Below are 15,135 nucleotides of genomic sequence, written 5' to 3' on the forward strand. Positions count from 1 at the left end.
CATCGATCGGGCGCATTTGCGCCGAGTTGCCCACCCGATCTCAAGTCTCGATCGGTGGCGCGTCGGTGTCGATCTGCGGCAACAGGCCGGGCGACTGCCGTTCGACCAGCTCGCGCATCTTTCCGATGATCGCATTGCCTTCCGCCGAGACAATCGAGCTCGGGCCTGCGACGGTGATGACGAGCGGGGGCGTCTGGTCGGCCTCGGTCAGTCGCATCGCAATCGCGCTCAGGCCGGGGGTTCCCATGTCGCGCGTATAGGCGAAGCCCTGCCGGCGGATCGTCGCCAGCGCATTCTGGATATCGCCGAATCGGACGGCGGATGACGGGGCTTCCTCGGCGTTTATCCGCTGCACGATCCGCCGCGCATCCTCATCGTTCATCAGGCTGAGAAACACCCGGCCCGGTGTCGAATGGGTCAGCAGCCGCCGCGCACCGGGTTCGAGATAATAGCGCACTGGCGTCGTGCCCTGCAGCACGCGGATATACTGGCTGTAGAGCTGGTTGCGCGCCACCACGAAGGTGGTCAGCCGCGTCGCCTCATGCAGCTCGCGCGTGATGGCATCGAGCGTCGCTCCCGGCAGCGTCTGGCTCTTGAGCCACCCGCCGAGCAGGGCGACGCGGATGGTCGGCACGTAGCTGCGCGCCTGCCGATCGTGGTCGAGATAGCCGAGTTCGACGAGGCTCTTCAGCAGTGCTGACGTGCTCGACGGCGGATAGTTCAACCGGCGCGCGATCTCGGTCATGGCCGCCGGCCGTTCGATCTCGGCAAAATACTCGAAGATGCGGAGCACGCGATGCGCCGATTTGACGATTGACGGATCGGGGCTGCCGTCGGCGGCGCGAAACAACTCGTCATGCCGGTTGGCCTCGATCACCATCGCCGCGAGATCGTCCGCTTGCGTGCGCACACGGTCGGCGACGATGCGCCTGCGGCCCCGCCGGGACGGGGGCTGGGTATCGGAGCGAACTCCCTTCATCTCTGGCCGCCCGTGTCCTTGAACGCAGCGCAAGCCTGGTGCGCTGCAACATTCTTTGTCGCCTTCTGCTGTCGAATGTGCAGCGAAACCAGTGAAGGTCAAGAGTCCGCGGTGCAGCATGACCGGACGTACTATCAGCGCGCGGACGGCATTTCTTCCACGTATCTGAAATTATTCTCGCGCGGGCGTCCGCTAGTAGACTTCGTAGCGATCGTTCCCGATGTTGCAGGCGAAGTTTGAACACCGAGCGATGACATCGCGCACCGGCACGGCTGCTGCGACGTCATGTCGAACAAGGAGAGCCCCGATGCAGATGAGCGCGCGCGACCTTTGCAGCTCCAACGATGCCGCCGATCCGGCCCGCCATATCTCGCATGATTGCGCAGGCCTCAACTTCTATGACCTCGATCGCGGACTTCGCGGCCTTGTGGGGCTCTATTTGTCGCGCGAGGATCGCGAGCGCCTGGAGCCGCACTTCAAGCGTCTCGGCGAACTGGCGGGCGGCAGGCTCGACCGGCTGGCGCGGATCGCCGACAAGCATGCCCCGGTGCTCAATCCGAGGGACGCCTACGGCCGCGACGAGGACTGGATCGACTATCATCCGGCCTACCGCGAGATGGAGGCGATCGCGTTCGGCGATTTCCAGTTTCACGCCATGAGCCATCGCGCCGGTGTGCTCGGTATGGACCGGCCGCTGCCGGCCGTGGCCAAATACGTGTTTCAGTATCTGTTCGTGCAATCCGAGTTCGGGCTGATGTGCCCGATCAGCGTCACCGATACCTCGACGCACCTTATCCGCAAATTCGGCTCGGACGAGCTCAAGGCCTATCTGCTGCCGAAGATGCTGTCGGACGACATGGCGACGCTGTGGAAGGGCACCCAGTTCATGACCGAGCGCGCCGGCGGCTCCGACGTCGGCGCCGTCGAGACCGTTGCGCGCCGGGATGGCGACGTCTGGCGTCTGACCGGCGACAAATGGTTCTGCTCGCACGCCGATGCCGACGTCGCGCTGATGTTGGCGCGGCCGGAAGGTGCGCCCGATGGCACCAGGGGGCTCGCACTGTTCGCGCTGCCGCGCCACCTCAAGGACGGCCGGCGCAACAGCTACCGGATCGTCCGTCTCAAGGACAAGCTCGGCACCAAATCGATGGCGTCGGGCGAGATCCGGCTCGACAACGCGGTTGCCTATCTGGTCGGCGATCCGGCGCAGGGCCTCAAGCAGATGATGGAGCAGGTCAACCTCTCGCGCCTGTCGCACGGCGTGCGCGCCGCCGCGATGATGCGGCGCTGCGTCAACGAAGCTGTCGTCAGCGCCTCGTCGCGCGTGGCATTTGGCCAGCGCGTCATGGATTTCCCGCTGCTGCGCCGTCAGCTGATGAAGCTGATCGTGCCGACCGAGCAGGCGCTGTCGATGATGCTGGTGGCCGCGCGCGCGATGGACGATGCCAATGCCGGTTCGGCGCAGGCGAGGGACCTGCTGCGCATCCTGACGCCGCTGTTGAAGTACCGCGCCTGCCGCGACAACATTCCGATCGCTACCGGTGCGATGGAGGTGCGCGGCGGCAACGGCTATATCGAGGAATGGGTGCAGCCGCGGCTGGTGCGCGATGCTCATGTCGGCGTGCTCTGGGAGGGCACCAGCAACATCAACGCGCTCGACATCATTTCGCGCGCCGTTGGCAAGAGCGGCGCGCACCGGGCGCTTGCCGCTGTCCTTCAGTCGCGCCTTGAGGAGGCGAAGGTGTTGCCCGAGCCGTTCCGCAAGCGCCTTCGGACAGCGCTCGATCGTTCGATCAGCTTCGCCGAGCAGGTCGCGGCCGATCGGCAATCGGAGCACACGGTGCGGCTGGCGGCGAGCGCGCTCTACCATGCCACCTCGGCCATCACGCTTGCATGGGAAGGATCCCAGCCGGAGGTCGATGCAAGGCGGCTGTTGCTGTCGCGATTCGTGCTCGAGCATCGCCTGACCGCGAAGGACCCGCTGGCGCCGGCCGCCGATGCATGGGAGCGCGACGCCATCGATCTGATGCTGAGCGATGCGCCGGTCACATTCGGTCAAGCGGTCAGGTCCCTGACAGCCTGACCACAAGAGAACAAAAAACATCGCGGGGAGGTCTCTATGCGATCGATTGCGGCCGCGCTCACGGCGGTCTTGTGTCTGGCTGCGGTTGGGTCCGTGCGCGCGCAGGTGTCCGGCGACGTGGTGCGCATCGGCGTCATCAACGACATGTCGGGACTTTATTCCGATCTTGGGGGCGAGGGGTCGGTCGAAGCGGCCCGGCTCGCGATCGAGGATTTTGGCCCGACCGTGCTCGGAAAGAAGGTTGAGCTGATGTCCGCCGACCATCAGAACAAGCCCGATATCGCCTCCGGCATCGTGCGTCGTTGGATCGACGAGAACGGTGTGGATCTGATTGCCGATGGCGGCAATTCGGCGACGGCGCTGGCCATTCAAGCCATCACCCGCGAGAAGAAGCGCATCTTTGTGATTTCTGGGCCCGGTAGTTCCGATCTTACCGGAAAGCAGTGCTCGCCTTATGGGTTTCATTTCACCTATAGCACTTACGCTGAAGCCTCTGCCGTCACCAAGGCCATGCTCAAGAAGGGCGCGGATACGTGGTTCTTCCTGACCGCGGACTACGCCTTCGGCCATGCGCTGGAGCGTGACGCATCAAGCTTCATCACGACCGCGGGGAGCAAGGTCGTTGGCTCGGTTCGCCATCCGCTCGGTGCGTCGGACCTATCGTCGTTCCTGCTTCAGGCACAGAACTCGAAGGCGAAAGTCATTGCATTGGCGAACGCGGGCGGCGATACGGTCAACAGCCTAAAGCAGGCTTCGGAGTTCGGCATCGGAAAATCTGCCGACCAGAACATCGTTGCTCTTCTGATGTTGATCACGGACGTGCATTCGCTCGGCCTTGAGGCGGCGCAGGGCATCATCTACGCGACGTCGTTCTCGTGGACCCAGAACGAGGCAACCCGGACCTTCGGTCATCGCTTCATGGCGCGTCGGCACGGGCAGGCGCCGACCATGATCCAGGCCGGCGTCTACAGTGGAGTGATGCATTATTTGAAGGCAGTGCAGGCGGCCGGAACCGACGATGCTGGCGCCGTAGCCGCCGCCATGCGCAAGCTTCCGGTCAACGATTTCATGACGCAGAATGCACAGATCCGCGAGGATGGGCAGGTGATGCGTTCGATGTATTTGGTCCAGGCCAAATCGCCATCCGAATCGCGCGAGCCTTGGGACTACGAAAAGGTAATCGCGACGATTTCGCCGGACGAAGCCTGGCGGCCGCTCGCGGAAGGCGGTTGTCCGCTTGTGACGAAGGCTCAGTGATGTTTGCGTTCGCAGCGCTCGAGCGTTTTCGAGCGAGGTGGACGCCGGTTCGCGTAAAGAGAAGCGTCAAAACAAGAATCTGGAGCTTCGGTTCTGATTCAATCAGAACCGAAAATGCTCTAGCAGTTTACTGAAAAATCCAAGGAATTGGGCGTTTGTTCTGTCGCGGGTGCCATTTTTGGGATGATTTGTTTGAGAGTTTGAAGCGCTTTGGTGGTCTGAACGCCAAGTTGGCTACGCTGCAACCAGTTTGGGGATGCGGATCAGGTTGTAGGCGATCAGATTGAGCATGAAGTCGGCAGCGACCCGAGCGATGCCGCGATGTTTGGTCTTGCGCATGGTGCCGTGCTGCTTGCCCCAGCCGAAGATGCACTCGATCATCGCCCGGCGCGATTGCGACATGCCATAGCCCGGATGCCGCGTGGTTCGTTGGTCGATGGCGCTGTTGCGGGTCTTGCCGGTTTTGGTGACGGCCTGGTTCTGCGTCACATGCGGTGTCACGTTGATGGCGCGAAGATTGGCCACATGATCGACCGTATCGTACGCTTTGTCCTCACCGGCCGTGATGCGGCAGCCGGCAACTTTGCCTCTCGCCTTCAGCATGATCTCCGAGGCTCGGCGTTCGGCGGTGCCATTGGCGTGCGTGACCATGCCGGCTACCGCCAGCCCATGCCGGTTCTCCATGGTGGCGTGGCCCATATAGCAGAGCTTCGCCTCCCGCCCGGCAGCCTTGCGATAGAGCCGGCTGTCGGGGTCGCTGGTACTCGCATGGGTGTCGTTCTTGCGCTTCTGGCCGTGGAAGTTAGCGCCGTCGTCGTCATCACCGCTGCCGTCTTTGGGGCGAAAGCTCTTCTGTGATGCCCAGGCTTCGATCAGCGTTCCGTCCACCGAGAAATGCTCGTCCGACAATAGTGGCTTGACTTGCGGATGGTTCAGAAGCCGGTTCATGAACGTCGCAAACACCTCGCCGTTCTGCAGCCGGTCGCGGTTCTTGGTGAAGGTGGTCGGGTCCCAGACGGGGGCGTCCGGCGAAAGTCCTACGAACCAGCGGTACAAAAGATTGTAGTCCAGTTGCTCCATCAACTGGCGTTCCGATCGAATGCCGTAGAACACCTGCAGCAACATTGCGCTCAGCAATTGCTCCGGAGGGATCGAGGGCCGTCCTTCGCTCGCGTAAAGCTTCCCCAAGTTACGGTTCATCTCGCCCAGCACATCGCGGACGAGCCCTCGGATCTTCCTCAGCGGATGGTTCGGAGGTACCCGTGCCTCCGGCGAGATGTACGAAAACAACCCGCCTTGATCCGCAAAATCGCCCCGCATGCGAGCCCCCGACGATTCATGATAGATAATTGAATCATCAACCGCAGCCCTTTGCGAGGGCTTTTTCAGCAGACTGCTAGTGCCGTGCCAGCAGCACCACGATGATCAGGACCAGGATGGCGCAGAGCACCTTCCAGAAAGTCACGGGATCGCGGTCGTGCAGCGATTTGCGGGCCGTGACCGCGGGCCCGGCCCAGGTGGCGCCGTTTTCGAGCTCGTGCGCGAACTCGATGGCGTCGCCAAAGCGCTGCGCGGGCTCGACGCTGAGCGCCTTGCCGATCACGGCATCGAGCCAGGCCGGCAAGTCCGGCCGGTAGCGCGACAGCGGCGCCGGCTTGCCGAACCGTGGCCGCGAGAACGGCTCGATCTCGCCGAACGGATAGTTCGCGGTGAACATGCGGTAGACGGTCACGCCGAGCGCGAACAGGTCGGAGGCCTCATCGCCGGCCTTGCCGCCGAACAGTTCGGGCGCCATGTAGCTCGCGGTGCCCGGAATATCCTCGGCGGGGAAATCCTCCAGCAGCGGCACGCGCGCGACGCCGAGGTCGACGAGGCGCAATCCGCCGTCCCGCAGCAGGATCACATTGTCGGGCTTGATGTCGCGATGGATGATGCCGGCTCGGTGCAGCGCCGTGACCGCGCGCACCAGCTTGGTTGCGATCGCAATGCCTTCGGTGAGCGACAGCCGTGGCGCGCGGCCAAGCCGCTGCTCCAGCGTTTCGCCCGCGTAGAGCGGCATTGCCGAATAGAGCCTGGTCTGCCGCTCCGCCGGCACCTCGATGATTTCGCCGATCCAGAGGCTGCGGACGCGCGCGGCGACCCAGGCCTCGCGCACGAAGGCGAGGCGGTAGGAACCTTCGCTGGCGACCCGCGGATGCGGAAACTTCAGCACGACCTCGCGGCCGGCGCGCTTGTCGGTCGCCTTGAACAGGCGGCTGTAGCGCCCGTCGGACAGCACGTCGTGGAGCGCGAAATCGTCGATCGTGTCGCCGCTCTCCGGCAAGTCGAGGATCGGCAGCGTCGCGATCGCGTGGGTGAGATCGTCGCGATCCGCCGGCGGCAGGTCGACGACGTCCAGCACCAGCGCGGTCGTGTTGTCGCTGCTGCCGGCCGCGAGCGCGGCATCGACGATGCTGCGCGCCGATTCGTCAGGCGGCGTGCGCTCCTCCAGCAGTTGCTGGAGGCGGGAATCGGAGAGCGCGCCGTGAACCCCGTCGCTGCAGATCACGAGACGGTCATGCTGCCGCAGCCCGACCGAGGTATAGTCGAAGCGGGCGAACTCCTCGAAACCGATGGCGCGGTTGAGCATGTGGGCGAGGTCGCCGCGGCCGGCGATATGGTCCTGCGTCAAGCGCTCCAGCCGTCCGTCGCTCAGGCGGTAGGCGCGGGTGTCGCCGATATGGATCACATGGCATTGCCGCCGCGACAGGATGATCGAGGAGAACGCGCACGCCATGCCGCTGCGCGCGGCATCGACGCGGCCCTGGCCGTAGATCCAGCTGTTGGCGGCTTCCAGCGCCCGCGCGGCGCGGCGGCGGACGCCGAGCGTCTCGGGCAGCGAATAATAGGCGTCGATGAAGCTGCGGACCGCGACCTCCGCGGCCTCGCGTCCGCCCTTGTGGCCGCCGACGCCGTCGGCGACCGCGGCCACGACGTCGCGGTGCACTGAGCCCGGCTGGCCGAGGCAGGTCGCGACATAGTCCTCATTGGCGGCGCGCTTGCCGGTCTCGCTGGCGAAGCCGACGCGAACGCCCAAATCCGGTTGCGCGCCATTCGCCACGTCCGAGCTATCCTCTCCCCGGGGAGCGGGCCGTCAGACGCGCGCTCCCGACACCGCGCCCCAGGTGGTGCGCCAGCGGACCTTGACCATGGCAAGTCCGATGAACCCAAGCAACGCCAGCGCGCCGAAGAACAGGAAGCCGGCGCCGAAACCGCCGGTCATGCCCTTGGCGAAGCCGAGCGTCTGGGCGAGGAAGAAGCCGCCGATGCCGCCGGCGCAGCCGACAAGCCCGGTCATCAGGCCGATCTCGTGGCGGAAGCGCAGCGGGATCAGCTGGAACACCGCGCCATTGCCCATGCCGAGCGCCAGCACGCCGATCGAGAACAGCAGCACCGAGATCCAGGCGATGCGCGGCAACTCGGTCAACGCCCAGCCGCCCGCAGCCGGCGCCGTCGGGCCTTCCGGCATGAAGGCGATCACGAGATAGGCCGCGACGACGACGCCGAACAGGATCGACAGCGAACGAATGCCGCCGATGCGGTCGGCAATCATGCCGCCGACCGGGCGGAATCCCGAACCGAACGCGACGATCAGCGCGACCAGCATGCCGGCCGCCACGCCCGAGACGTGATACTGCACGGTGAAATAGAGTGGCAGCGCGTTGGCGAGGCCGACGAAGCCGCCGAAGGTGATGAAGTAGAAGAACATGAACCAGCGGCTGTCGGAATCCTTCAGCAGCGCGCCGTAGGCCTTCAGCGAGATCTTCTTGCGCTCGCCCGGCGCGTCCTTGGCCGCGAACGCGTAATAGGCGAGCACCATCAGCATCGGAATCAAGAGGCAGCCGAACACGGCCTGCCAGCCCCAATGTTCGGCAATGCTCGGTGCAAGCAGCGTGTCGAGCACGACGCCCATATTGCCGGCACCGGCGATCCCCATGACCACGCCCTGATATTGCGGCGGATACCAGCGGCTGGCCTGGGGCAGGGCGACCGCGAACGAGGCGCCGCCGACGCCGAGCGCAAGCCCGAACAGCTCGATCGCGAGCTTGCTGGTCAGCCCGAAATGCCAGACCGATGCGGTCGCAACGATCACGACGAGTTGGGCGATGATGCCGGTGCGCTTGGCGCCGATGATGTCGGCGAGAATGCCCATCGGCACGCGCAACAGCGCCCCGGCGAGAACGGGAATGGCGACCAGGGTGAACTTCTCGTTCACGGCCAGGTTCATGTCGCGCGCGATGTAGACGATCAGCGGTCCGAGCGCGACCCACGCCATGAAACTGATGTCGAAATACAGGAACGCGGCGAGCAGGGTCGGCCAGTGACCTGCCTTCTTGAACTCGGCTAGCTTCATCGCAACGTCTCGCGGTGATGCGGCGGAGATAGCCGCACACGTACGGTTCTCTCGGGCGCTGATAAATCGAATGTGGGTGAATGCGTGTGCGCGCTCGTCGTTGAGGCGCACTCCGTCAAGAGTTCAGGTCAGCAATTTGCGTGCCATCGAATCGATCGCGTCGCTTTGCCTTGCAGTCGCAAGACGTTGCCGCGAGATCCCGAACCAAGTTCGGCGATCGGAATTGGCGTGGCTTGCAGCAAGTGCCGCCGCGCAAACGCGCACGCTGATGCTTTCTTGTGCGACGCGCCACGAGCGCGCCATGGCGTATCAATAACGGGTTCACGATTGCGATCGCGGCCGGCGATGCTGTGCTGCACAAGAGATCATCGCCGTGGCTAAAAATTCGGCCAGCCGGCCGCGCGGCGCATCATTGGGCAGGTGCGCGGTCGCCGAAAACGTATTGATTCTGCTGTAAGATTCGTCCGCCCCGAGTTGGCACGCGTTTTGAATATCAGTCAGTAACGGAACATCGGTCGTCATCGAAGACGGTCTGCGCCCGCGGCTGGGCTTCCTACAACTCCAACCTTTATCGGTGCCCATCAACGACGCACATCGCGTCGCTGCGCAGCGCCGTCGGAATTGAAAGGCAGACCATGCTCGACAAAGTGACCAGGCAGAAGCTCGTGGTGATCGGCAACGGGATGGCCGGCATCCGCACGGTGGAGGCGCTGCTCGAGCGCGCCCCCGATCTCTACGACATCACGGTGTTCGGCTCCGAGCCGTACGGTAATTACAACCGCATCCTGCTGTCGCCGGTGCTCGCCGGCGAGAAGACCGTCGACGATATCATGCTCAACACCGTCGACTGGTACGAGGACAATAACATCACGCTGCGCAAGGGCGAGACGATCAGCATGATCGATCGCCGCACCTGTGAAGTCGTCACCGAGGCAGGCGAGCGCGTTCCCTATGACCGCCTGCTGATCGCGACGGGCTCAAATCCGATCATGCTGCCGCTGCCCGGCAAGGACCTGCCGGGCGTGATCGGCTTCCGCGACATCTATGATGTCGACCGCATGATCAAGGCCTCGACCGACTATCGCAACGCGGTCGTGATCGGCGGCGGCCTCTTGGGCCTCGAAGCCGCCAACGGGCTGATGAAGCGCGGCATGAACGTCACGGTGGTGCATCTGCTCGACACCTTGATGGAGCGCCAGCTCGATCCGGTGGCCGGCGGACTGCTGCGCAAGTCGCTGGAAGAGCGCGGCATGGTGTTCAAGATGCCGGCACAGACCCAGGCGATCCTGGGCGAGGACCGCGTCACCGGCGTGCGCTTCGGCGACGGCACCGAGCTGCCGGCCGATCTCGTGGTGATGGCAGTCGGCATCCGCCCGAACTTCGAGCTCGCCAAGAAGGCCGGGCTTTACTGCGAGCGCGGCATCGTCGTCTCCGACACCATGCAGACCTATGACGGCCGCATCTACGCGGTCGGCGAATGCGTGCAGCACCGCCGCCAGACCTACGGTCTCGTCGCTCCGCTGTTCGACCAGGCCAAGGTCTGCGCCAACCACCTCGCGATGAAGGGCTTTGCCACCTATGACGGCTCGGTCACCTCAACCAAGCTGAAGGTCACCGGCATCGACCTGTTCTCGGCCGGCGACTTCGCGCCGGGCCCGGACAAGGAGGAGATCGTGCTGCAGGACGCCAATCGCGGCGTCTACAAGCGCATCATCCTGAAGGACAAGAAGATCGTCGGCGCCGTGCTCTATGGCGACACCATCGACGGCCCCTGGTACTTCCAGCATCTGCGCGACGGCACCGACGTCTCGCATATGCGCGAGCGCCTGGTGTTCGGCGCCGCCAATCTTGGCGAGGGCGGAGTCAGCGGCCAAAACTCGGTTGCCGCGATGAGCGACGAGACCGAGATCTGCGGCTGCAATGGCGTCTGCAAGGGCGCGATCGTCAAGGCGATCTCCGAGAAGAAGCTGTTCACACTCGACGACGTCCGCGCCCATACCAAGGCCTCATCTTCCTGCGGCTCCTGCACCGGCCTGGTCGAGCAGGTGCTGGCGTTCACGCTCGGCGGCGACTAATTCGGCGGCGCCGAAGGTCAAGCCGCTGTGCAAGTGCACCGATCACAGCCACGACGACGTTCGCCGCGTCATCGTCGAGCAGCAGCTCAAGACCATTCCCGCCGTCATGCGCTTCATGGAGTGGAAGACGCTCAACGGCTGCCACTCCTGCCGTCCGGCGCTCAATTACTACCTGCTCGCGACCTGGCCGGGCGAGTATCGCGACGACCAGCAGTCGCGCTTCATCAATGAGCGCGTCCACGCCAACATCCAGAAGGACGGCACCTATTCGGTGGTGCCGCGGATGTGGGGCGGTGTCACCACGCCGAGCGAGCTGCGCGCCATCGCCGACGTCGCCGAGAAATTCAACATCCCGACGGTGAAGGTCACCGGCGGCCAGCGCATCGACCTGCTTGGCGTCAAGAAGGAGGACCTGCCGGCGGTGTGGGCCGATCTCAACGACGCCGGCATGGTGTCGGGTCATGCCTACGCCAAGGGCCTGCGCACGGTGAAGACCTGCGTCGGCTCCGAATGGTGCCGCTTCGGCACCCAGGACTCCACCGGCCTCGGCGTCAAGCTCGAGAAGTTCATGTGGGGCTCGTGGACGCCGGCCAAGGTCAAGCTCGGCGTCTCGGGCTGCCCGCGCAACTGCGCGGAAGCGACCTGCAAGGACGTCGGCGTGGTCTGCGTCGATTCCGGCTACGAGATCCATTTCGCCGGCGCCGCGGGCTTGCACATCAAGGGCACCGAGTTCCTGACCAAGGTCGAGACCGAGGACGAGACGCTCGAGGTGATCGTGGCGCTGACCCAGCTTTACCGCGAGGAGGGCTGGTATCTGGAGCGCATGTACAAATGGTGCGACCGCGTCGGTCTCGAGCAGATCAGGAAGCGGGTGGTCGACGACATCGCGAACCGCAAGGCGCTGTTCGCCCGCTTTGCCCATTCGCAGCAGTTCGCGCAGACCGATCCGTGGGCCGAGCGCGCCAGCCGCGGCGTCGACCGCAACGAGTTCGCGCCTCTCGCCGAATTGGAGCTCGCATGACCAGCTGGATCGAAATCGGCGCGCTCGAGGACATTCCGCGGCTCGGCTCGCGCGTGGTGCGCACGCCAGGCGGCAACATCGCGGTGTTCCGGACCGAAAGCGACGAGGTGTTCGCGCTCGACGACCGCTGCCCGCACAAGGGCGGGCCGCTATCGCAAGGCATCGTGCACAACAAGCGCGTGACCTGTCCGCTGCATAATTTCGTCATCGAGCTGGCGAGCGGGCAGGCGGTCGCGCCCGACGAAGGCTGCACGCATACTCATCTGGCCAAGGTCGAGAACGGCGTTGTCTGGTTGTCGGTGCGGCAGGCGGCTGCGGTGAGCTGAGCGGGCAAGGATTGGCGAGCCATGTCCGTCAAGACCACGTGTCCCTATTGCGGTGTCGGCTGTGGCGTCATCGCGTCGAGGGACGCGGCGGGCGCCGTCCGGGTCGAGGGAGACAACCAGCATCCGGCCAATTTCGGCCGGCTTTGCAGCAAGGGCTCGGCGCTCGCCGAGACCATTGATCTCGACGGGCGTTTGCTCGCGCCTGTCGTCGACGGCGCGCCGGCGGCGTGGGATGACGCGCTCGATCGTGTCGCCGATGGCTTCAGTCGCGTTATTCGCGAGCACGGGCCCGACGCGGTCGCGTTCTATGTCTCCGGCCAGCTCCTGACCGAGGACTATTACGTCATCAACAAGCTCGCCAAGGGCTTTGTCGGCACCGCCAATATCGACACCAATTCGCGTCTGTGCATGGCCTCCAGCGTCGCCGGTCACAAACGCGCCTTCGGCAGCGACACCGTGCCGGGCTGTTACGAGGATCTCGAGCAGGCCGACCTTCTGGTGCTGGTCGGCTCTAACGCCGCCTGGTGCCATCCGATCCTGCATCAGCGGATGCTGGCGGCGAAGGAAAAGAACCCGGCGTGCAAGATCGTGGTGATCGATCCGCGCCGCACCGCGACCTGCGAGGGCGCCGATCTGCATCTGCCGCTGCGCTCGGGCAGCGACAGCGTGCTGTTCAACGGGCTGTTCGCGTTCCTCGCCGGCAGCAATGCGGTCGATCGCGGCTTTGTCGGCAATTGCACGACGGGGATCGTCGACGCCCTCAAGCAGGTGGCCGGCCAGACCCTGGCGCAGACGGCTGCGACGTGTGGGCTGAGCGAAGGCGCGGTCGGACTGTTCTTCGACTGGTTCACCCGGACCGAGCGCGTCGTCACGCTGTATTCGCAGGGCATCAACCAGTCGTCGAGCGGCGTCGACAAGGTCAACGCCATCATCAATTGCCACCTCTTGACCGGGCGCATCGGCCGTCCCGGCATGGGGCCGTTCTCGCTGACCGGGCAGCCCAACGCGATGGGCGGCCGCGAGGTCGGCGGGCTCGCCAACCAGCTTGCCGCGCATATGGAGATCGAGAACCCGGCGCATCGCGATCTGGTGCAGCGGTTCTGGCGCGCGCCTGTGATTGCGGAGAAGGGCGGGTTGAAAGCTGTCGACATGTTCGATGCGATCGCCGACGGCCGCATCAAGGCGGTGTGGATCATCTCGACCAATCCGGTGGTGAGCCTGCCCGATGCCGACCGTGCGCGCGCCGCGCTCGACGCCTGCGAGCTCGTCGTGGTGACGGACTGCATGCGCGACACCGACACCACGCGCCATGCCGACGTGCTGCTGCCGGCGCTGGCGTGGGGCGAGAAGGACGGCACCGTCACCAATTCCGAGCGCCGGATTTCGCGGCAGCGGCCGTTCCTCGCCGCACCCGGCGAGGCGCGCGCCGACTGGCGGATCATCTGCGACGTTGCTGCCCGCATGGGCTATCCCGGCTTCGATTACGCGTCAGCCGCAGAGGTGTTCCGCGAGCACGCCGAACTGTCGGGCTTCGAGAATAACGGTCAGCGCGATTTCGACATCTCGGCGCTGGCTGCGCTCGATGACGGCGCCTATGACGCGCTGGCGCCGGTGCAGTGGCCGGTGACGCGTGACCATCCGGCCGGCACGCCGCGGATGTTCGAGAGCCAGCAATTCTTCACGCCGGACCGCAAGGCGCGTTTCGTGCCGGTCGTGCCGCGCGCGGCGCGGCATGCCACCAGCCGCGATTTTCCGCTGGTGCTCAACACCGGCCGGATCAGAGATCAGTGGCACACCATGACCCGGACCGGGAAAACCGGTCGGCTGCTGTCGCATATCTTCGAGCCCTATGCCGAGTTTCACCCCGAGGATGCGCGGCAGGCCGGCCTGCAGAATGAAGGGCTGGTGCGGCTGACGAGTAGCTGGGGCGAGATGATTGCGCGCGTCGTGGTCAGCCCCGACCAGCGCCGCGGCTGTGTGTTCGTGCCGATGCACTGGAACGAGGAATTTGCCGGTGAGGGGCGCGTCAACGCGCTGGTCAATCCGGCGGTCGATCCGCTGTCCGGCCAGCCGGAGTCCAAGCACACGCCGGTCAAGGCCGATCCCTACGCGCCGAAATGGCACGCCTTTATCCTAAGCCGCGATGCGATCAAGCGTCCGGCAACCGGCTACTGGGTTTACGGCAAGGCCGGCGATTGCACGCGGCTGGAGCTTGCGCTCGACGCCCGCCCGGAGAGCTGGCGCGACTGGGCGCGCGCGCAGCTCGGCCTCGAAGGTATCGAGATCGAATGGATCGCCTATCGCGATCCGGCCGCTGGCCGTTTCCGCTACGCGGCGGTGCGCGACGGCCGGCTCGAGGGCTGCGTGTTCATCGCGCCCCATCACGCGCTGCCGTCGCGGGCCTGGCTCGCCGGGTTGTTCGCGGAGCAACAATTGTCGGCCAATGCGCGGATGGCGCTGCTCGCCGGGCGGCCGTTCGGCGCCGGCGAGGATGTCGGTCCGATCGTCTGCTCCTGCTTCAGCGTCGGACGGCACCAGATCACGGCCGAGATTAGGAAGGGCGCCGGCAGCGTCGAGGCGATCGGCCGTTGCCTGAAGGCGGGCACCAATTGCGGCGGCTGCAAGCCCGAGATCGGCAAGCTGGTCGGCGCCGACGACGCAGTCGCGACAGGCGATCGCATCCTGAGTTTCCGCGCGTCGCGGCGGCGCCAGGGCGAAGCGCAAGCCGTGCAATTGGGGCGCTATCCGCCCATAAGCGGATTCGTCATACCCACCTTGAGTGCGTCCGGCCTTGACCCAACCGGGACACGCGCGGTTCAAGGTTGTTGCGACGCAAATTGACCTTTAAACCCCATTTCTATGATCGCAATTTTCTGATGTGATCTTTCAATATTGCGAGCCAGTTTGCTGTCACCTCTGCTCAGGGGCGTCGTGTCGATCACCATCATGTCGTGACCAAAACGATAGAACAGGAAGGACATCACATGCCTTCACGCCGTCA

10 protein-coding genes and 1 pseudogene are annotated in these 15,135 nt (G+C 64.9%); 5 read left to right on the forward strand and 6 right to left on the reverse strand.

The features are described 5' to 3' along the window. Window positions 1-40: 40 nt before the first annotated feature. Complete coding sequence (locus ACVWW1_RS06390) at window positions 41-979, reverse strand: IclR family transcriptional regulator (protein ID WP_456655250.1); 939 nt, start codon at window positions 977-979, stop codon at window positions 41-43. A gap of 313 nt (window positions 980-1,292) precedes the next feature. On the opposite strand from ACVWW1_RS06390, the gene ACVWW1_RS06395 reads away from it, so the two are divergent. Together ACVWW1_RS06395 and ACVWW1_RS06400 are read left to right on the forward strand one after the other, a co-directional pair. Beyond that, a complete protein-coding gene (locus ACVWW1_RS06395) occupies window positions 1,293-3,062 on the forward strand; it encodes an acyl-CoA dehydrogenase family protein (RefSeq protein WP_456656630.1) in 1,770 nt (589 codons plus the stop codon). A gap of 36 nt (window positions 3,063-3,098) precedes the next feature. After that, entirely contained in the window at window positions 3,099-4,319 is a 1,221-nt protein-coding gene (locus ACVWW1_RS06400) for an ABC transporter substrate-binding protein (protein WP_456655251.1), read from the forward strand. A 234-nt stretch (window positions 4,320-4,553) separates the two neighbouring features. On the opposite strand, the gene ACVWW1_RS06405 is transcribed toward ACVWW1_RS06400, so the two are convergent. The 4 genes from ACVWW1_RS06405 to ACVWW1_RS06420 all read right to left on the reverse strand — a co-directional run bounded on the left by ACVWW1_RS06405 (window position 4,554) and on the right by ACVWW1_RS06420 (window position 9,234). Continuing rightward, window positions 4,554-5,639 carry an IS5 family transposase gene (locus tag ACVWW1_RS06405; protein ID WP_456655252.1) on the reverse strand — a complete coding sequence of 362 codons (1,086 nt, stop codon included), beginning with the start codon at window positions 5,637-5,639 and terminating at the stop codon, window positions 4,554-4,556. A gap of 76 nt (window positions 5,640-5,715) precedes the next feature. Further along, complete coding sequence (locus ACVWW1_RS06410) at window positions 5,716-7,419, reverse strand: protein kinase domain-containing protein (RefSeq protein WP_456655253.1); 1,704 nt, start codon at window positions 7,417-7,419, stop codon at window positions 5,716-5,718. A 33-nt stretch (window positions 7,420-7,452) separates the two neighbouring features. Then, entirely contained in the window at window positions 7,453-8,712 is a 1,260-nt protein-coding gene (locus ACVWW1_RS06415) for an MFS transporter (protein WP_176530615.1), read from the reverse strand. A 321-nt stretch (window positions 8,713-9,033) separates the two neighbouring features. Beyond that, a complete protein-coding gene (locus tag ACVWW1_RS06420) occupies window positions 9,034-9,234 on the reverse strand; it encodes a hypothetical protein (RefSeq protein WP_456655254.1) in 201 nt (66 codons plus the stop codon). A 113-nt stretch (window positions 9,235-9,347) separates the two neighbouring features. Between ACVWW1_RS06420 and nirB the strand changes: the two are divergent. The 3 genes and pseudogenes from nirB to ACVWW1_RS06435 all read left to right on the forward strand — a co-directional run bounded on the left by nirB (window position 9,348) and on the right by ACVWW1_RS06435 (window position 14,975). Further along, window positions 9,348-11,808, forward strand: a pseudogene (gene nirB / locus ACVWW1_RS06425) (nitrite reductase large subunit NirB). Beyond that, window positions 11,805-12,134 carry a nitrite reductase small subunit NirD gene (nirD, locus tag ACVWW1_RS06430; RefSeq protein WP_176530618.1) on the forward strand — a complete coding sequence of 110 codons (330 nt, stop codon included), beginning with the start codon at window positions 11,805-11,807 and terminating at the stop codon, window positions 12,132-12,134. Before nirB ends, nirD begins: the two are co-directional and overlap by 4 nt. A 21-nt stretch (window positions 12,135-12,155) precedes the next feature. Then, window positions 12,156-14,975 (forward strand): molybdopterin-dependent oxidoreductase, encoded by a 2,820-nt coding sequence (locus tag ACVWW1_RS06435; RefSeq protein WP_456655255.1) that lies wholly within the window; start codon window positions 12,156-12,158, stop codon window positions 14,973-14,975. Here ACVWW1_RS06435 and ACVWW1_RS06440 read toward each other — a convergent pair. Next, entirely contained in the window at window positions 14,951-15,115 is a 165-nt protein-coding gene (locus ACVWW1_RS06440) for a hypothetical protein (RefSeq protein ID WP_456655256.1), read from the reverse strand. The genes ACVWW1_RS06435 and ACVWW1_RS06440 overlap by 25 nt on opposite strands. Window positions 15,116-15,135 lie beyond the last annotated feature (20 nt).

Source organism: Bradyrhizobium sp. JR3.5, from assembly GCF_054057015.1.